At 52.5% G+C, this 19,659-nt stretch carries 15 protein-coding genes; 9 read left to right on the top strand and 6 right to left on the bottom strand.

The window, feature by feature from the left end; translation table 11 throughout:
• Positions 1 to 122: 122 nt before the first annotated feature.
• Both KJS57_RS16170 and KJS57_RS16165 read left to right on the top strand, forming a co-directional pair.
• Positions 123 to 1,451, top strand: a complete 1,329-nt coding sequence (locus KJS57_RS16170) for an aspartate aminotransferase family protein (protein WP_213655579.1) — start codon at positions 123 to 125, stop codon at positions 1,449 to 1,451.
• Positions 1,435 to 2,307, top strand: coding sequence for a UbiA-like polyprenyltransferase (locus tag KJS57_RS16165; RefSeq protein ID WP_211023849.1), 873 nt, complete (start codon positions 1,435 to 1,437; stop codon positions 2,305 to 2,307). The genes KJS57_RS16170 and KJS57_RS16165 overlap by 17 nt, the downstream gene beginning before the upstream one ends.
• A gap of 1,402 nt (positions 2,308 to 3,709) precedes the next feature.
• Here the strand turns inward: KJS57_RS16165 and KJS57_RS16160 are convergent.
• From KJS57_RS16160 to KJS57_RS16140, 5 genes are all read right to left on the bottom strand, one after another.
• Entirely contained in the window at positions 3,710 to 4,696 is a 987-nt protein-coding gene (locus KJS57_RS16160) for a polyprenyl synthetase family protein (RefSeq protein WP_213655578.1), read from the bottom strand.
• 44 nt (positions 4,697 to 4,740) lie between these two features.
• Positions 4,741 to 5,193 carry a hypothetical protein gene (locus KJS57_RS16155; protein ID WP_213655577.1) on the bottom strand — a complete coding sequence of 151 codons (453 nt, stop codon included), beginning with the start codon at positions 5,191 to 5,193 and terminating at the stop codon, positions 4,741 to 4,743.
• Positions 5,194 to 5,351: 158 nt separating this feature from the next.
• Positions 5,352 to 7,229: an NAD(P)/FAD-dependent oxidoreductase gene (locus KJS57_RS16150; protein ID WP_213655576.1), complete on the bottom strand. Its 1,878-nt coding sequence runs from the start codon at positions 7,227 to 7,229 to the stop codon at positions 5,352 to 5,354.
• Between the two features lie 50 nt (positions 7,230 to 7,279).
• Positions 7,280 to 8,188, bottom strand: coding sequence for an FMN-binding protein (locus KJS57_RS16145; RefSeq protein WP_211023839.1), 909 nt, complete (start codon positions 8,186 to 8,188; stop codon positions 7,280 to 7,282).
• 294 nt (positions 8,189 to 8,482) lie between these two features.
• Positions 8,483 to 10,003 carry a potassium/proton antiporter gene (locus tag KJS57_RS16140; RefSeq protein ID WP_213655575.1) on the bottom strand — a complete coding sequence of 507 codons (1,521 nt, stop codon included), beginning with the start codon at positions 10,001 to 10,003 and terminating at the stop codon, positions 8,483 to 8,485.
• 166 nt (positions 10,004 to 10,169) lie between these two features.
• On the opposite strand from KJS57_RS16140, the gene KJS57_RS16135 reads away from it, so the two are divergent.
• The 5 genes from KJS57_RS16135 to KJS57_RS16115 all read left to right on the top strand — a co-directional run bounded on the left by KJS57_RS16135 (position 10,170) and on the right by KJS57_RS16115 (position 14,429).
• Positions 10,170 to 11,669, top strand: a complete 1,500-nt coding sequence (locus tag KJS57_RS16135) for an HD-GYP domain-containing protein (RefSeq protein ID WP_306434242.1) — start codon at positions 10,170 to 10,172, stop codon at positions 11,667 to 11,669.
• 164 nt (positions 11,670 to 11,833) lie between these two features.
• Positions 11,834 to 12,034, top strand: coding sequence for a CsbD family protein (locus KJS57_RS16130; protein ID WP_211023833.1), 201 nt, complete (start codon positions 11,834 to 11,836; stop codon positions 12,032 to 12,034).
• Between the two features lie 96 nt (positions 12,035 to 12,130).
• On the top strand, positions 12,131 to 12,400 hold the full coding sequence (locus KJS57_RS16125; RefSeq protein ID WP_211023831.1) for a hypothetical protein: 270 nt from the start codon (positions 12,131 to 12,133) through the stop codon (positions 12,398 to 12,400).
• A 130-nt stretch (positions 12,401 to 12,530) separates the two neighbouring features.
• A complete protein-coding gene (locus KJS57_RS16120) occupies positions 12,531 to 14,012 on the top strand; it encodes an ATP-binding protein (protein ID WP_213655573.1) in 1,482 nt (493 codons plus the stop codon).
• Positions 14,013 to 14,051: 39 nt separating this feature from the next.
• Positions 14,052 to 14,429, top strand: a complete 378-nt coding sequence (locus KJS57_RS16115) for a RidA family protein (RefSeq protein WP_213655572.1) — start codon at positions 14,052 to 14,054, stop codon at positions 14,427 to 14,429.
• Between the two features lie 122 nt (positions 14,430 to 14,551).
• Here the strand turns inward: KJS57_RS16115 and KJS57_RS16110 are convergent, their stop codons facing one another.
• Positions 14,552 to 15,307, bottom strand: a complete 756-nt coding sequence (locus tag KJS57_RS16110; protein WP_211023827.1) for a TspO/MBR family protein — start codon at positions 15,305 to 15,307, stop codon at positions 14,552 to 14,554.
• Positions 15,308 to 15,516: 209 nt separating this feature from the next.
• On the opposite strand from KJS57_RS16110, the gene KJS57_RS16105 reads away from it, so the two are divergent.
• Complete coding sequence (locus KJS57_RS16105; protein WP_213655571.1) at positions 15,517 to 18,654, top strand: DEAD/DEAH box helicase; 3,138 nt, start codon at positions 15,517 to 15,519, stop codon at positions 18,652 to 18,654.
• Positions 18,651 to 19,631: a hypothetical protein gene (locus KJS57_RS16100; protein ID WP_213655570.1), complete on the top strand. Its 981-nt coding sequence runs from the start codon at positions 18,651 to 18,653 to the stop codon at positions 19,629 to 19,631. Before KJS57_RS16105 ends, KJS57_RS16100 begins: the two co-directional genes overlap by 4 nt.
• Positions 19,632 to 19,659 lie beyond the last annotated feature (28 nt).

The following is a 19,659-nucleotide window of genomic DNA, read 5'->3' as shown; positions in this document are numbered from 1 at the left end:
GCTGTAGGTTTTCCATCTATATTTTTAATTAGGCTGAAAAACCGAAAAATAGATGTATTCTATCCAGTTATTTTTTGAGAAGAGAAGACAGAGATGGGAAAGTTGCGAAGGGAGCGGTGAACATGCAAAATTATTTGGGGCCTGAGGGTGTATTGGCTAAACGGAAACAGTACTTTTACCCATGTACCAGTCATTTCTACCGGAATCCGCCACAGCTGGTCAAGGGAGAAATGCAGTACTTATACGGTCATGACGGTACGTGTTATACTGACTTTTTTGCCGGCGTTTCCGTGGTGGCCGGCGGGCATTGTAATCCGGAGATCGTGAAACGGACTGCAGAGCAGCTTGGAACGCTGCAGCATACCTGCACGATCTATCTGACCCAGCCGAACGTCGAACTGGCGGAACGGCTGGCGGGGGTACTGCCCGGCGAGCTGAGCCGGACGTTCTTTGTAAACAGCGGCTCGGAGGCCAATGAAGGCGCGCTGCTGCTCGCCCGGCTGCATACCGGGCGGAAGGGCTTTCTCGCGCTGGAGCAGGGCCTGCACGGCCGGACGCATTTGACGATGAGCGTCACAGGCCTCCGGATGTGGCGCTCCGACCCGCAGCTCGCGGAGCTTGGCGCGGATGCGGACGTGACGTTCATCCCGCGGCCGTACGAACGCGGGATGAACGCCGATGAAGCGGCACGCCGCTCCATCGATGCCCTGAAGGCGGTGCTCGCGGAGAAAGGCGGCGATATCGCCGCCATGATCGTGGAGCCGATCCAGGGCAATGGAGGCATCATCGTGCCGCCGGACTGGTATTTCCCTGAAGTGAAGGCGTTGCTGGAGCAGTACGGCGTACTGCTCATCGCCGATGAGATTCAGACCGGTTTCGGCCGCACAGGCCGCATGTTCGCCATGGATCGCTGGGGTGTCACGCCCGACATCGTGACCATGGCGAAGGCGCTCGGGAGCGGCGTCCCCGTGGCCGCGTTCGCTTCGACGGACGCCATTGCCGCCAGCTTTACGCGGCCTTCGGCCTCCACGTTCGGCGGCAATCCGGTCTCGTCCGTCACCGCGCTGGCGGTGCTCGATTACATCGAAGCGCACCACCTGCCTGAACGCGCCGAACGCCTGGGCGGCCTGCTGCTCGCCGGTCTGAAGGATGTCGCCGCCCGCTATCCGCATGTCGTCTCCGAGGTGCGCGGCGCCGGCCTGATGATCGGCGCTGAGCTTTGCGCCGATGACGCTGAGCGCGGCGCTCTGATGGCCGACGATGTGCTGGAGGAGATGAAAGACCGCGGGTTCATCATCGGCAAGAACGGCGTAGGCCGCAATGTGTTGGCTTTCCAGCCTCCGTTGGTCATTACGGAGGACGATATTGCCGAAATGCTGGTTGCACTTGAGCGCTCATTGGATGCGGTGCATGAGGCAAGAGGAGGGAAAGATAATGGAGTACGCCCGTAAGGTCGGATCCAAAATCAAGCTGTACAGCGAGCTGGTCATGTTCTCGCATACGTTGTTTTCTCTGCCTTTTGCAATCATCTCGATGATCTGGGCTGCGGAAGGCTTCCCGACCTGGCGCGTCATGCTGTGGGGGCTGATTGCCCTTATCGGGGCCCGCAATGGAGCCAATGCGTTTAATCGTATCGTGGACCGTACCTTTGACGCGCAGAATCCGCGCACGGCTCATCGCCACCTGCCGCGCATGCTGCTAGGCGAAAAGGAAGTCTTGCTGTTTGTGGTCGTCAACTACGCCATCTTTATTTTTGCGGCGGCCATGCTGAATACGTTGTGCTTTATTTTGTCGCCGGTTGCCATTTTCCTGATATCTTCTTACTCTTATACGAAGCGATTCACGTACCTGAGCCACCTGTATTTAGGCTTTACTATCGCATCGGCTCCGATCGGCGCCTGGTTTGCCGTGACCGGCCAGTTTGCTTTTACTCCGTTCATTCTCGGCACCGTCGTGATGCTGTGGATTGCCGGTTTCGATATCATTTACGGCTCCCAGGATATTGAGTTCGACCGTAATCATGGACTTTGGTCCATACCGAGCATTTTTGGCTTAAAAAACGGCCTTCGTATCGCCGCAGGTCTGCACTTAATCATGGTTATGCTGCTGATCGCGTTAATCCCGATCCGACATCTGGGCTGGTTGTATATCGCCGGGATTGCGATCGCTATCTTTCTGCTGATGACCGAGCACAAAATCATCAAGCCTTCGAATCGCAAAGTGATGCACGTAGCTTCCTACAACTTAAATCAGGTGATCAGCATGGTGATCCTGTTGTTTACCCTTTGCGACTATTTTCTGATTTAAGCTAGATCATTTAAAAAAACACGGCAGTCCGACGGGAGTAGTTGCTCCCTGGGGAACTGCCGTGTTTTTTTGTTCTTCAGGTCTCCGCTTAGGGCCTCGAATCTCTGATCTCGAATTTCGGAACTCGGATCTACGATCTCGGACTTCGAACCTCGAATCTCGAATTTTGGATTTCTAACGGACATGAGAGCCTTTATCTCCGCCAATTTCCTGCTTTTTGAAATCTAACGGTCACCAGGGACCTTAAATATGCGAAAGGGAGCAAATTTGCTCTCAAATCAGGTCGATAAGGTCCGCTATGTCCGTTAGAATTTCAAAACCTCGGTTTTAGCCCAAATAGCGTCTTTGGTGTCCGTTAGAATTGCAAAAGGGGGCACATGCAGGGAGGGATGATGCTACAAGCGATCCAATACGCAGAAAAATGCTCGAAGGCGGAGTATGACGCTCCAATGAACAGTAATGTGTTCGAAAGCGGAGTATGATGCTCCAGTGAATGGTAATGTGCTCGAAGGCGGAGTATGATCCTCCAATGAACAGTAATGTGCCCGAAAGCGGAGTATGATCCTCCAATGAACAGTAATGTGCTCGAAAGCGGAGTATAATGCTCCAATGAACAGTAATGTGCTCGAAGGCGGAGTATGATGCTCCAGTGAATGGTAATGTGCTCGAAGACGGAGTATGATGCTCCAATGAATAGCAATGTGCTCGAATGCGGAGTATGATTCCCCATTGAACAGTAATGTGCTCGAAGGCGGAGTATGATGCTCCAATGAACAGTAATGTGCTCGAATGCGGAGTATGATGCTCCCATGAACAGTAATGTGCTCGAAGGCGAAGTATGGTGCTCAATGAACAGTAATTTGCTCAAAGGCGGGGCAAGGCGCTCTATGAATAGTAATGTGTTCGAAGGGCGGAGTATGATACTCCAATGAACAGTAATGTGCTCGAAAGCGAGTATGATGCTCCAATGAACAGTAATGTGCTCGAAAGCGAGGTATGGTGCTCAATGAACAGTAATGACCTCGAAGACGAAGTATGATGCCCCAATGAACAGTAATGTGCTCGAAAGAGGAGTATGGTGCTCTATGAATAGTAATGTGCTCGTAGGCAAAGTAGGGTGCTCCAATGAACAGTAATGTGCTCGAAGGTAGGAGTATGATGCCCCATAAACAGCAATATGCTCGCAGGACGAGCAAGTTGCTCTAAGACAGCAGCAATACGCCCTAAAACGAGCGGTACACCCGAGCCGAGCAAGGTGTTCTCAGGCGCAGCAAATGCTCCAAGCGCAGCAACACGATCCAAGCCTAGCAACCCGCCCCAAGGCATACAAAACGCCCTGACCACGTCGGCAGACGGGTCAGGGCGTTTATCATCGTTGTTGTTCTATCCTGAGGAAGCCTCCCTAGCTTTCGCGGCCCCCGAAGTATTGGAGCAGCACCAGCAAATCGCGGTGGGCGGGGTAATGGCTGAGACGGTTGATGATGTCACGGGCTTCGTCCAGGTACTGGGCGCTCAGGCATTCGCTCTTCTGAAGCGCGTCGGAGTGCTGGATCGCAGCGATGACGAGGTCGGTGACCTCCGCAGGTGTATCCGCAGAGATGGCGCGGATGGATGGTGCCAATTCCTCGTCCTGCAGTGCATAGAGAACGGGAAGGGTGACCTGGCCTTTACGCAGATCGCTGCCGGCGGGCTTCCCGAGTTTCTCCGCGGACTGCGTGAAGTCCAGGATGTCGTCGCGGATCTGGAAGGCCATGCCGAGCTTTTCACCAAAGCTGTAGAGCAGGTCGGCCGTTTCCTCATTAGCTCCGGCGGCTTGGGCACCGATCCGCAAGCAAGTAGCCATGAGCTGGGCGGTTTTATTTCTCGACTTCTCCAGATATTCTTCAACGGTTACGTTGTAATCGTATAGATGGACCAACTGTTGATATTCTCCCAGACAGAGCTGCGTGGTAGCCAGAGAAGAGAGGTCGTAAACGTACCGCTCCCGGTCCGCCGAGTAGACCGAGATGAGCTCGATGACTCTGGCGGACATATAATTGCCGACATGCAGCGCTTCGTTAATGCCGATCTTAACATGCAGGGCTTTTTGTCCTCGGCGAACCGGAGAGTCGTCGATAATATCATCATGAATCAGAGAAGCCGCATGGATGAATTCGGCGGCCGCCGCGAGTCTCCATATTTTGCGTTCATCAGGAGAAGGGCCGAAGCGGCTGCCGACAATGACCATGAGCGGGCGGACTCTCTTGCCCCCGGAACGGACCAGATCGATAATACTCTTGGCAAGCGTGGAGGAACGGGGGACATCCTTGTCATGCTTGACTATATTTTCAATTTCCCTGTCGACCGACCGGAGCGGAATGTCTAGCGCCTCATCCAGTTTAAGCTTCATGCTGAACCCTCCTTCTTCATGTTGACGGATAAACGCGGAATATTCTATATTGCCTGGCTTTGTCGGGCTCGGTTGCTCTCTAACCGCAAATATAATTCCATCCCTTTAAATAAACGTTCGTCTTCAAATTTGCCGCCAGCCCGCTTGATTTGAATCTGCTTGATGACGGGAGCCAGATGGACCAGAAGGTCGATCTCCTGCCACCCCAGGCAGAGTTGGACATAAAAGCTGTATAAGTAGTCGCCGTCCAGCACCAAGCGTGTCAGAGCTTCTCCGTTGGAGGCAGCGTCACAGGCACTATGGCGAGAGAGGGCGAGCTTGATTGCGATGTAAATGGACAAGAGACGCTGGCGGCGTACCGCAGTCATCTCGTACTTTTCCAATAATTTTGCAAACGGCAGTACGTCTTCATTAGAAATATTCAATTGAATCCCGGTATCGGGCGAAATTTCGCCCTGTAACAAATGACATGCGTCTTGGATGAGCTCATGGGTCATAAGGGCACACTCCTCGGGCTGAAATGCCGCGATAGTTAAAATCTTAGGTAATAGTGTAAAAATTAGAGTAATGTGCGACGACGCACATTACTCTTTTTGAGATCAGTTAAAATACTTAAAAGTGCAAGTTCGAAAGTCGACTTTCTATAGTCGGAAGGCTATTCCGTATATAAGTACCATCTTCGAACGAGTGGAATTCTCTTCCAATGTTTCTTGAGCCAAGGCAGAACGTAGTAGTCAAGGCCGAATGTGCTGCCCGAGCCGCCGATCAATGCGACGCCTGCGGTCATGTACCAGAGCATTTCAGACGAAGCCATGCTGGACGACCAGATCATGACGCCGAGAGCCACAGTTGCTGCGGAAGCTACGGCTGTGAACAGTCCAACAATAATCATGACGCCGAGGGCGATTTCCATGAATACCATGAAGAACTGGAACACCGTGGCCAAAGCGGTAAATCCGCCGTCCGAGGAATAGAAGAAGACATCCATGAACCAGCTTACGATGCTCTTAACGAATCCTGGTACCGGCAGTGCGGTAACCGCTGTAGAAGCACTTTCGACAGCCGAAGCCGCGGTTTGGGCATCTACGGTTTGCGTAACGTTCGAAGCGGCTTCACTGGCTGCGGAGACCGCGTCACCCGCATTCGGGTTAGCAGGAATCAGGAAGATGTTCGACGGATCCTTGAAAATCTTCGGCAGTTTATCCAGACCTTCTTCCAACCACTTGTATCCGACGAAGACGCGGAGCGGGAGGAGCCAGAAGTTTGGAGAACGTTTTGCGAAATGTCCGCCGACGAAGCTTCTGCGGTTGTTTACATGGAAGAATTCATGCATCATGTAAGTCCAAACTTTGGCGAAGCCGGCTACTGTAAACAGATAATACATATTAATTAAGTGCTTGGAGAACATCGCCATGAAACCGGTGAGCATGAACATTTTGTTCGGCAGACCCACGTTGGCGACGCCGTAGCGGCTGCCGATACATACCATCGTACCGTGGAAGCCCGGTTTATAGGATTTCTTAGGTTTGTTATGAACATCGGCATGGATGTTATGGGCGATCAACGGTCCGGCTTGCTCGGCGTTTTCTACCATTTGCGGTACAGGGCGGGTTTCGCCTTCCGGAATGAAGAAAATGTTGTCGCCGACGATGTAAACATTTTCGTGATCGACGCTTTGCAGCTTGTCGTTCGTAACGATCCGTTTACGGCCTTCTTGTTTCACATCCAGCTTGCCTACCAGTTCGGAGCCTTCGACGCCTGCGGTCCATACTACGGTATCCGCTTCGAGTTCTTTGTCTCCGAGTACGACGCCGGTAGGAGTTACGCCGGTAATTTTGGCGCTGGTGATGATTTCGACATTCATTTTGTTAAGGCGTTTTGTAGCCTTTTCAATCAGCTTGTCAGGCAGGATCGGCAAAATTTTCGGTGCCATATCCGCTACAACAAGACGAACCTCACTAGGATCAATGTAGAATTCCTTGCAGAGCTCATCGCGGAACTCCGCCATTTCGCCGACCAGCTCGACACCGGTAAAGCCGGCGCCAACGACGACGAAGGACAACATTTTCCGGCGTTTGGCCGGGTTGGTCTCTTTCGCTGCCAGACCGAACTTGTTGCGGATCTGTTCTTTCAAGCGAACGGCGTCTTCATAAGACCAAAGGGTCAGGGAATGCTCCTCGGCACCCGGTATGCCAAAGAAGGTTGGCTTACAACCGGTACCGATGACCAGGTAATCGTACTTGTAAGTGTTTTTCTCGGAACGGAGTTGTTTGGAAGCAAAATCGATATGATCGATGGAATCCAATACAACGTCTACCTTTTGACCGGCGAAAATCTTCTTCAACTCGATCTTGACTGAATCTTCCGGTGCCCGGTTGGCTGCGACTTCATGCAGTTCTGTCAAAAGAGTGTGGTAGGGATTGCGGTCAATCAGCGTAATTTCTACGTCTTTGTCTTTTTTGAACAGTTTGGCCAGGTGCTTGGATGTAACGACACCGCCATAACCGCCGCCGAGAACGACTATTTTTTTCAAGAGGTTCACCTTCTCGTTATATGGTGGAAAACATGTAGTTCAGGCGTTATTTATTTCGCTTGTTCCAGCGCTTTTGTCACCAGATCGAAGTAGGATTTCAAGCTGATCGATACGCCGGAAATGGCGTCGGTTTTGCCTTCTTCATTGAATGTAAGGGAAGCTGGATCTTGTTGCTCAACCAGATAAGCTTCAGCTTTGGCTGCTTCTTCATGCCATTCGGCTTGCGCTCCGCCATTAGCCTTCATGCCGTATTTGCCGTCAACCGAGTTTTGTTTCTTGTCTTCGCCGGCTTCGTTCACGCCGCTGAAGTTGACTTTAACGATTTTGCCTGCAGCGATGACTACGTCAGCTGTTTCTTTCCAGCCGGAATGCTCGTCGAATTTGTCGCCTTCAGCATGGTAGGTGCCGTCTTTGTAAGTTCCGGCTTCAACCGGACCGGCGGTCAGGGCTTTGTCAGCCAAGTCGAAGAATTCATTTACATGTACAGATACGCCGCTGATTGCATCGGTTTTGCCTTCTTCATTCAGCGTAATGGCTTTAGGATCTTGTTTCTCGATCAGGTATTGCTCCGTTTTTTCGGCTTGCTCATGCCATTCGGAAGAAGCACCGCCGGCTTTCATGCCGTATTTGCCTTCTTTGGAATAAGTCACTTTGTCTACGCCTACGTTAGCATTGATTCCATTCCATTTAGCTTCCGTGATTTTGCCTCCGGATACTGTCAGGGTAACGTAATATTGCCAGCCGGTTTTTGCGTCAGCTTCGCCTTGTGCAAAATAAACGCCGTCTTGATACTTGCCTTGTTCTGCCGTTGTATCCGTGCTGTTTGCGTTGCCTGCGGCGCTGTTCTCAACAGGGGTGTTGTTGGCAGGTGCTGCATTATTTCCGTCTTTGTCGGAACCGCAGCCTGCAAGCAGACCAAGCAGTAAGGCACTGCACAGTAGAATGGATGCTTTTTTCATAATAAATGACCTCCAGTTATAAAATATATATATTAAAATGTGAAGACATTTTAATAACTTGCGAAGCGGGGGAGACGGCGCCGTTACAGGATTTTCAAGGCCTGAAAGGAGTCCGAAAACCTTTGCTCGATGGAATTTTAGCATATATACATATGGGTTAATGTGAAAAATATCACGTGGTATGTGATATAAAATAACCCTGAAAAACCCGGCAGGCAAGGCACTGCATGAGCTTTCAGGGTTGTAAGCGGTTGCTTAACTCTAAAATTAAATTTTTAAAAATTTTAATTTTTTTCAAAGACGCTTTTCCGAGTCTTCCTGCCCCGGAATTAATTCGACTTCGGGCACTACCGGAGCATAAGGGGAGCCGCGATAACTGAATATTTTTTTGATCTTGTCCCGTTGCGTTTTAGGCCCGAGGATGTACAACGTATCTCCCTCTTCAATAATCGTGTTGCCGCGAGGCGTGACGATTTGTTCGCCCCGGATGACCGCGGTGACCAGAACCTCTTCAGGAAGGTCCAGCTCCTGCAATTCCTTACCTATGATTTTCATTCCGGCATGGATATGAAGATGATTGATTTCCGATTTGGTCTTGCCGAGCGCTACCAGTTCAAGAAGTGAATGGGGCTGTGAATCGCTTTCTCCGGCCAATCCCAGCTTGCCGGCAAAAGGGGAGATGGTGCTTCCCTGAATGATAGCCGAAGTTAAAATGACGAAGAAAACGACGTTAAAGAACAAGGGGCCGTTAGGAAGCCCGCTCATCAAGGGATAGGTCGCCAGCACGATCGGCACGGCGCCGCGAAGCCCCGCCCAGGAAATCAAAGCTTTCTCTTTTAATGAATATTTAGCGAATAACAAACTTACGTAGACACCGATTGGGCGGGCCACGAGCATCAAGACCATGGATAAGACGAGACCGGGGAGCATGATTCCCGGCAATTCGGCAGGGAACACCAGCAGTCCGAGCAGCGTAAACATGGTGATTTGCATGATCCAGCCAAACCCTTTATTAAATTGAAGAATCGACTGCTTGTAAGTCAGGTCGGAATTGCCGAGAACCAGAGCCATGACATAAACCGCCAACAGCCCGCTGCCGTGAACGACTGCCGTAATGCCGTATGTCAGAATGGCAAAACCGACGGCTATGACCGGATAAAGTCCGGAGGAATCGAAATCGATGCTGTTGATGACTTTGACGGCGACCCATCCGAAGCCAAGCCCGAGCAGCAGCCCGAGACCCATTTCCATGAAAAAGGAAAAAATCAGCGGTAGCAGATCATGATTGGGATGCTGAATCCATTCAATCAAGGATACAGTCAGAAACACCGCCATCGGGTCATTGCTGCCCGACTCGGCTTCCAGCGTGGATGTAAGCCGCTCTTTGATATTTTTTCCGCCGAGGACGGAGAAAACCGCTGCGGCGTCGGTAGAGCCGACAATGGCGCCGAACAGCAGGCCTTCCTCGAACGGAACGTTCAATATATAGTAGGCGCTTATTCCGATGATCAAGGTTGTAAGAATGACGCCGATGGTTGACAGTGACAAGGCGCTCGGGATAATCGGCTTGATTGTGATGTATTTGGTCTGCATGCCTCCCTCAAAGAGAATGACGATCAGGGCGAAAGTACCGACCAATTGGGCGATAAAGGCATTGTCAAAGTATATGAATCGGCTCAGAACCATTCCTGCCGCTATAAAAAATACAAGGGAGGGCAGACCAAAGCGGCTGGAAAATTTGGTGGCGAATACGCCGATCAGGAGTAAGCCGGCCAGCAGAATGACGATGGAGTCGGTATAATCGGTTAAGTCCATAGCTTCCTCCTTTTAGATTTAGGGTCATCACAAAATCGTGTTTTTATTAAATATTTAGACAAATTTATACGGTTTGCCTACAAATTGATCACTGTAAACTTTCACCTATCCTGCCGATAATGATGTAAGAAGCGGTTTAACGGAAGGAAGGACTATTCCCTTGACGGTGTACAAGACATTTATTTCACGCTTGAAGCTGAATTATGCAGCGGGCACGCTGCTAGCGTTGATCGCGGTCGGAAGCCTGATGCTCTTCACTCCGCTGAATATACCCAGGGAACAATATTTTTTGTTGGCCGGCGTGCTCGTCATATCGCTCTCTATCATGATTATGCTGGAGTGGGTTGTTTTTTCTTTGCAGGTCCGTCCGATCATAAATTGCTTTACAGCCGAGGTCGACAGCTTTTCCACCCTGCAAAACGTATACATAAGAACGCATAGATTACCCGCCTTGGCCGTTAAGCGGATCCTAGGCCCGCATTTATTTGGATTGATGCTGCCTGCGGCGGTTATGACGATATGGCTCATCTATACCGGAAAATTAGCCATTCCGTATTTTTATGTCCTGCTTGCCTCAATGAGTGTGGTGCTTATCGCCGGAATGCATGCATTGATCGAGTTTTATTTAACTTCGTATGTCATACGACCTGTTCTTCTCGAACTGGGAGCATGGTCGCTGCGGCTGTTTGGCAAAGAATTAACGCTTGGAGGAAGAGTGCTGATCTCGATTAAGCGCAAGCTGAGATGGAGCTTTTTTCTCATCGGAGCCTTTCCGCTCTTGCTTTACAGCTTGGCGGTTCAGTTCCGGATAGGAGCCTGGAATCTAGGCGACACTTCGTATTGGCAGTGGGCCGTTTATATCCTGTTTGTCGGTCTCGGTTTTGCCTTTGTCGGCTCGAGGCTGCTCACCCGGGAGATCGTGCTGCCGATCCAGCATCTGTACGAAAAGATGGCCGAAGTGAAGATCGGTCATTTGCGGAGCGGGGCCAACGATTTATTCTCGGATGAATTCTCACGGCTCATTTCCGGGTTTAACCATATGCTGCGCGGCATAAAAATACAGGCCGAGCGCAACAATCAGCTGCTGGAGAGCTACTTCGCAACCTTGGCGGCAGCCCTTGACGCTCGCGACCCTTATACGGCGGGACATTCGTTGAGGGTTGCGGAATATGCGGTCGGCATTGGCCTGCTTGCCAAGCTTCCGGAAGAGGAAATTCATGACTTGAGGAAATCAGCGCTGCTGCACGATATCGGCAAAATTGGAATGCGTGATGCGGTTCTGTTAAAAGAGGGCCGCTTGACCGACGAGGAGTGGGAGCAGATCAAACAGCACCCCGCGCTTGGAGAGGCCATTTTGAAGCAGATCGAGCCGGCGGATGCCATGGCTCCGTTCTTGCCTGGTGTAAGATCGCACCATGAACGTTATGACGGAGGCGGATACCCGGACGGATTAAAGGGAGAGGACATCCCTTTGTTTGGCCGGATCATTGCGGTGGCTGACGCTTTTGACGCCATGACTTCCAACCGGCCTTACCGGAAAGGGCTGGATGAGCAGCAGGCGATTGCGATTTTAGAGAAAGGCGGCGGAACTCAATGGGATCCGCATTTTGCAAAGCTGTTTGTGGAAGCCTACCGGAAAAATAAAGAATCAAAAAAGGCCCCGTGATGCCCGCGGGGTCTTTTTACGTAATGAGGATAATTTTGGAATAGTATAGAAAGCCCGTCTCCGGTTCAAATGAAGCGGGGAAGGGTATTTACAAATACACGGAAACGGGAATGTTTCCGAAACTCAATCAGCCTTGACTATAACGGATTAGGAGTTGATGCGAGATGGATCACAACGTATTTAAAGGTAAATGGAATCAGATAAAAGGGGAAGCAAAGCAGCAGTGGGGCAAGTTGACGGATGACGATCTGGATGTCATTGACGGTGAAAAGGATAAATTGGTGGGTAAGCTCCAGGAACGTTACGGGCACACGAAGGATGCCGCTGAGCGTGAATACAATGACTGGGCCCGAAACCGCGAGTAGCCTTCGCATCTAGTCTGGCCTATAAAGTACAGGTTCAAGAAGTCGGGTATCAAAAGACGACTTCTTGAATTACCTCTATAATGGAGGCGAAAACGGATGTATATTTCCCGCGTAGTTACCGGAAGAATTATCGAGATGCGGGGAGACAGTGTGGTGACGGTTCAGGGAGACACGGTCAACACCTACAATCTCCGCTATTATACGCTCAGGGATGTCGAAGTTGAGCCTGAGTTCGAGGCAAGTCCCGAGCTCTGTCCCGAACCCGGCGGACTCCGAAGCCGATTTCGACGCTGGGCACGAGAGGGCGCAGGGACCGCATTTCTTCCCTGGCCGTTATTTTGGAAAAAAGACGCGAATCGCATCTGATTTGCGTTTTTTTTTGTGCAAAAATCAACTATTTTCCGAAAAAATGCCAATTGACTCATTTTGCTTTTTTCTGCATGTGTTAATATGGAAATAGGCTGCGAAGAACTACATGACCTACGGGAGTGAGCATATGGGCTTTGGCAAGATGTTTCTGCTTAATTTGGGGCTGCTGATCACGGTTGCTTATCTGGTAAATGTAATATACAAATATGCTTTCACCAAAATTTCTTTTAAAATCAATTATTTTTTATCGTTGGCTTTATTCATTTTCGCAGGCTGGGTTTGCATGAAATTCGGTTTTCAATTAAACAAAGATGTAATTTTTGACCTACGCGTCGTACCTTTGATTATTGCATCGGGCGTCTATATGCAACCGCTGGCGCTTATGGTTATCGGTGTAGGGATCGGGCTGGCAAGATTGACCTTCGGCGTGAATGATGCCGCTATTGCGGGCCTTATCAACCTTTCGATACTAGGGGTTGTTTGTGCCGGTCTAAGTATTTGGATGAGACGAAGCAACTATCGGCTTATAGTAAAGGGAGCTATTACGATAGGGATCGTTAATATTCTTAACACGATTAACATAGCCGTATTCGGCGTTCTACCGATGAAAAAGTACATGCTGGAGATCGTGCCGGTTACCTTTCCGTTGACGTTGGTGCTTAGCGTGGTATTTGCGCTGATTCTCTGGGACTTCCAGATTGAACGGAGGCAAACGCTGGAACTCAAGTACGCTAATGAATTACTGCGTAAGCAGACGGAAGAACTACGCACGGCGAAAATCGTACTGGAAGAACGGGCGAATCAGCTTGCGCTGGCTTCGCAGTATAAGTCGGAGTTTTTGGCCAACATGTCTCATGAACTGAGAACGCCATTGAATGGAATCATCAATCTGGCCCAGATTATCTCCGAAAGCGAAGGCGGGGACGAGGCTGCGAATGGAGATGACACGCCTAATTACGGGACGATCATTTATAAGTCGGGACAAGATCTGCTTAAGCTGATCAATGATATTTTGGATCTGTCCAAGGTGGAAGCGGGCCGACTGGAGGTTGTGCAGGAGGATGTCGTCATCGCTGAGATGGCGCAGATGCTGGACATGCACTTCGAACATGCGGCGGATCGGAAGAACGTGGCGTTTGAAATCCGCATTGAGGAAGGCCTCCCCTGCACCATTCTTTCGGATGCTCAGCGGATCGGGCAAATTTTGCGTAATTTGCTGTCCAATGCTTTTAAATTCACCGAGAAGGGACAAGTCAAACTGGAAATCCGCAAGACGGGTGCAAGCGACATGATGCAGGGAGAGTGGATTGTCTTTGCCGTAACCGACACCGGGATCGGGATACCCGAAGATAAGCATACGACCATTTTTGAAGCTTTCCGTCAAGCGGATGGTTCCATCAGCCGTAAATACGGGGGAACGGGTCTCGGATTGCCGATCAGCAGAGACTTGGCCCGATTGCTCGGAGGGTTCATCCGTTTGCAGAGCAAGGTTGGCTTAGGCAGTACATTTTCCCTTTATTTACCTCTGACTTCGGAAATGAAGGAGCAAGGAACCAGGGAGATCGATCCGATAAAAACGGATACGGTTGCTTTAGGCAGCCATTCCTAGCTACAATAATAAGAAATTCTAGCAAAAGAGGGATAGCAAATGAATAAGCAAGTCATTTCAACAACATCAGCACCAGGAGCGATCGGACCCTATTCACAGGCTGTTCAAATCGGCGATTTTGTGTTTACATCGGGGCAACTGGGCTTGATTCCCGAGACCGGCGAACTTGCCGAAGGCATTGAAGGACAGACGCTTCAGGCGCTGCGCAATGTAGGTGCTATATTGGAAGCGGCGGGATCCGGATTGGATAAGGTCGTTAAAACCACGGTATTCTTGCAAGATATGAATGACTTTGCCAAAGTGAATGAAATTTACGGAAGCTTTTTTTCCGAGCCCTTCCCTGCCCGCAGTGCGGTCCAAGTAGCACGCTTGCCTAAAGACGGTTTGGTGGAGATCGAAGTGATCGCTTCTAAATAAGATAGACTGGGGCCATAGCCCCAATAACAAGAGGGGTACAGACCTGTAATGGTTTGTACCCCTTTGTCTTCGTAGAATTGTAAATCTGATCCTCTGTTTGATCTGATGAAACCAAAGAAGCTTCAGTCACGATCCCTGGCCCGGATGAAAAGCAGGCCTATGGCAAACGCCAAGAGGATGGCGGCCGCCAAGCCGGCGGTGAAAAATAGGATGCGTTCTTCATAGTGTTTAGCGGCTATAGCCGCAAATCCCCAGGCGACGGGAAGAGGGAGAACACCGTCCCTTGTCATGCTGCCGATGAGAATAATGGCGATGGCCCCGATGATAAGCAAGGCGATCGCTGATGTGGAAGGAGCAAGACCGGGAAACAGCCCGGCGTGTTGAATGATGACCTGCAGGTTGACCAAAGTGGCTGTTACGATCCAGCCCGTATATAGGCTGAACGGGAGCCTTAGGAACCAGGTTTCCCCTAAGGTAGGGCGTTCGATTGTCCGCGTGAGCCGGTATAACCCCGCAAGCGAAATGAGCAGCAGCACCATGGCGATAAAGGAAAGAACAAGGTATTCATAATGCCAGAGCAGAAGCCATCCCATATTTAACAGACAGGACGGAATAAACCATAACGAGTAGGAAGTAATCCAGGGATCCCGGGAGCCTTTACGGCGAAAGAGATACACTAGGGAGCAGCCGACCAGCACATAGATGAGGCTCCAGATCATAAAGGCATAACCGGCAGGTGTCAGCAGGGTGAAATAACGTTTTGACAGCTCACCGGTACCAGCCCCGCCCAGCGGGATGGCCTCCGCGAGAATATTCATGGCGATGACGGCCAGAAAGAACAGGCAGTTCCACCACAGAAGGGTCTTTGTTTTGAACATATTATAGAAACCTCCTTCGGGCAGTTATAAGAGGGTTGTTCCCGTTTACTATATGAATATACCCAAAACGCAGGAAATGATTTCCGGATCGATGAAAAAGAAAACAGGGATTCGGCTGCGGTTTTATATAGACACGGTTTCGTATAAGATAGAACTAGTGCGTTTTTTTAGTCCATTGGACACGAATCAGGAAATGACAGGAGATCATCATGAATCAACGCCTTTATGGAATTTGGCTCGGAGATGTATTGTTTTGTTTCTCCGGTGAAATATCAGAAACCAAAGTCGATGCGTGGACGGCGGCGGTCAGACCGCTGGAGCCGACAACCGGAGTACGCCCTTTTCAGCATGCCGCGCTAAGACTTGCGGAAATTCGGTACCCGGTCTCCTCGGGGCGCAGAATGACGGCAACCGGCGACCGCAAAGGGTTGATTGGCAGAACGCTGGAAGGGCTGGCTTTGCCGGTTCAGGAAACTTGGCAGTTGTTGTTGAACTGGGATGAGAGCTATTTTGCAGCTAACGGAATAGAGCCGGGTCCAGAACTGGAGTACTGGAGTGTGGCGGCCCGGTTTGCGCTGGATTTGCTGCTGCGGGGCAAAATCGTTCCGGGTTCGAAGCCGGGAGTGGGTGTGCTGGGGCGCAGACGGGGAACGCAGGCCGCCATAAGTGCGGTTTGGGGACCGTACCTGATAGATGATGACGAGGTGACTTTTCGTCAGTTGGCGGGTTCCATGCCCCCCGTGGCTTTGGCCGCAGTACAGCCGCTTGCGTTATTGGAAAACGGCTCACTCGGTGATCGGCAGCTAGCGCTGCTGCATTCCTTTTTGACAGCGATGATAGATTATGAGGTCCGAAAAGCGGTCATGGACCTGGGACGGAAGCTGAATCCGGCGCGGGCCGATTATCGCAGGGGATATTCTCCGCTTACCGAGCTGTGGTGGAACGGACTGCTCAGTGCTGCAATTCAGCCGGATATTCAAGGAAACAGTGCTGAAATTGAGCATCTGACAGAGGAGATTGCGGAAGCCGGGGGAGCGCGGCCGAGCGCGGCAGATGAAGATGGGGGAGATGGAGACGCCGGCTCGCTGAGATTATGCTTGAGAGTCGAACCGATTCTGGATAACGGCGGATTTGAACGGGAGCAGGATTTCCGTTGGAAGCTGTCGTTATGGGGAGAAGGAACAGAGGATCCCTCAGTGCTGCTTCCTGCGGGTTTAATCTGGAGTTATCCGGCTCCGGATATGAACATCCGCGGACGGAAGTATCGGAATGTGCACCAGAATTTTCTTCTTCGTTTGAAAAAGGCGGCGGATTTGTCAAACGAGCTGGCCGCTGCGATGGAAACGGCCCGGCCCGAAGTGTTGGAGCTGTATCCCGAGGAGATGTATTCCTTCCTGAGCCGCTCCGTTGCCCTGCTTCGCAAGCATGGCGTGAACGTGCAAATGCCTTCCCGGTGGACCCGGGAAGGCAGACGCAGCGCCGGCGTGAAAATCAAGGCGTCAGGCTGGGAGAAGGAGCGGGGGGATAAAGAGCCGGAAACGGGGCTTGGAATCGGACAGTTGATTGCTTTTGAAGCCGGAGCGGTGCTGAATGGGGAGGAGCTGAGCCGGGAGGAACTGGCGGAGCTGGCCGCCTCCAAATCCCCGCTCGTCTTTTTCCGCGGAGAGTGGATCGAGATTGACGTTAAGGAAATTCGCCAGGTGCTGAAATTCATGAAACGTCAAGAGAGCGGGACCATGACGTTTCGGGAGTTAATGTATCTGGCTTCCGGAGCCGATCAGGATAACCGGTTCGATGGTTTGCAAGTGGAGACGGTGGAAGCGGAAGGACTGCTGGCCGTTTTGATGTCCGGAGAAACGGTACGGTCATTTTCGTCACGCCAGGTGCCCGAAGCGCTGAACGGAACGCTCCGCCCTTATCAGGAGAGAGGCTTTCAATGGCTCTCGTCGATGCGTCAGCTTGGTTTTGGTGCGCTGCTTGCGGATGATATGGGGCTCGGTAAAACGGTCCAGGTCATCACGGAGCTGCTCGACGGAATGGAAACTTCACCGGGTACCTGCTTGATTGTTTGCCCCACCTCGCTCCTTGGGAATTGGCAGCGGGAGCTGGAGCGATTTGCCCCGGAAATGAAGGTGTATGTTCATCACGGGAGCGATCGGCTGCATGGAGAACCCCTAATGAGAGAATGCCATGAGAGCGATGTGGTTCTGACAACCTACCAATTGGCCGGACGGGACGGTATGGAGCTCCGCAATCTGGAATGGAAAACCATCGTCCTCGATGAGGCGCAGTATATTAAAAATTATGGCACGAAGCAGGCTCAGAGCGTAATGAAACTGAGTGCGCCGCAGCGGATCGCCATGACGGGTACGCCGGTAGAGAACCGGTTGAGCGAGCTGTGGTCGATCTTTCAGTTTTTGAATCCCGGCTATCTGGGAACGAGCGCCTCGTTCCGTGCCAAATACACATCCTCCGGAGAAGGACAGCCAGCCGAGCTGGGCCGGCTGCGGAGGCTGGTAGCTCCGTTTCTGCTTCGGCGGTTAAAGAGCGATCCGGATATCCGCAAGGATTTGCCGGAGAAAATCGAGCTTAAGTCATACTGTTCCCTGACTGCGCAGCAGGCCGGAATGTACGAGGCGGTAACGGCGGAGCTGATGTCCAAAATCGGAGAAAGCGGGGGAATCGCCCGCAAGGGACTTGTATTGTCCTCGCTGACCCGGCTTAAGCAGATTTGTAATCACCCGCGGTTGGCAGCCGGAAGACCTTTATCGGGTGCTGCCGCGGGGATGGAACGGTCAGGCAAAATGGAGCGGTTGACGGAGCTGCTGGATATCATTATGGATAATGGCGAAGCGGCGCTCATATTTACGCAGTATGTGCAGATGGGCGAGCTGCTTCGGGAAGAGTTGGCCCGGCGTTACGGTAAAACTCCGTTTTTTCTGCACGGCGGGGTCGTAAAGCAGGAGCGCGACGAAATGGTCAGATCTTTTCAGGAAGGCTCGGGAGTCCCGATCTTCGTACTTTCGCTTAAGGCTGGCGGAGTCGGGCTGAATCTGACACGCGCGAATCATGTGATCCACTATGACCGGTGGTGGAATCCGGCGGTCGAGAATCAGGCGACGGATCGGGTGTTCCGGATCGGACAGCAGAAAAATGTGGAGGTCCACAAGCTGATATGCCAGGGAACGTTAGAGGAGCGGATTGATGAGTTGATCGAGCGCAAAAGATCGCTTTCGGAACAGGTCGTCGGCTCAGGCGAGCAATGGCTGACGGAAATGTCCGACGACGAGCTCCGTAATCTGATCGCGCTTCAATCGGGGAGCATCATTGAGGAGGAAGTGAGATGAGCCGGACACTTGCTGTTCCAAAGAACGTTCATATGGAGCCCGTGCCGGGAGGACTGCAGATCGTACTTCCTGTTGAGATGACGGAAGACAGAAAGCGTCCGCGACGAGCGAGCGGCACTGCTACTCAAGGGAATGATGAGGTGCCGGTCTGCACGGTCGTACTTCCGGCATATTCGCCCGGCGGCTTGGAGAGCCGGGAGCTGCTGCGGCAGTTGGAGAGCAGCCCGCTTGTTCTGGCCGGGCTTCTCGAGGAAGGGGCGGGGGTGCTGGACGCCCTGCTGCCCGTGCAGCCGCCTTGGCGCCAGCCTGGCGTTGCGACTCAAGCCGGCGGCGCAGCAACGGCAGCTGGCGTTGGCAAGGCCGGGTCGCCAGAAGCGAGACCCGGCTCGGAAGCGGCGGCCGTTGCCGGCCCGGCGGCGTGCACCTGCGGCGCCCCCGGCTGCGGCCATGCCGAGCGCGCCATGGTCTATGGCGACGCCGCCTGGGCGGCCGACGCCGGCCTGCGGCTGGCGCTGCTCGGCTGGACGCCGGAGACGCTGGCGGCGGCCGTCCTGGACCGGTGGGCAGCGCTTCAGCCGCTGCCCGATCCCGAAGAGGCCCTCCGCCAGGCGGCGGGAGGGCCGGAGGCAGCATCGCGCGGGGGCGCGGGCGATGGGCCGAACATCGCGGAATGGCTCGCGGAGATGGCGGGGCAGGGGCGGTTGCACCAGCCCGGGCCGCAGTTCCACGATGTGAAGGCGGCCCTGCGGGAGCTTGGTTCCCCTGCGGCGGCAGGGGAACCGGCTGTCCCGCAGGCTGGCCGCGCACGCACCGTGGAACCCGCCAGCACCAGCCGCGAGCCGGGGCCCGATTCGGCCCCGTGGGCAGCGCTGCTGCCCGGCGTTTCCGGAGCGGCCAGGGGTTTGTCCCTGGTCGCCGGCCGGGTCATGGAGCGCGCGGCGGAACTCGCCGCTGCGCAGCAAAACAAGCCGCGCTGAAATGGCGCGGCTTTCTTGTGCCTGCGGA

This window comes from Paenibacillus vini (genome assembly GCF_018403325.1).
Classification (GTDB): domain Bacteria; phylum Bacillota; class Bacilli; order Paenibacillales; family Paenibacillaceae; genus Fontibacillus; species Fontibacillus vini.
Note: the sequence above shows the minus strand (reverse complement) of the source record. Positions and strands in the feature narration are given on the sequence as shown.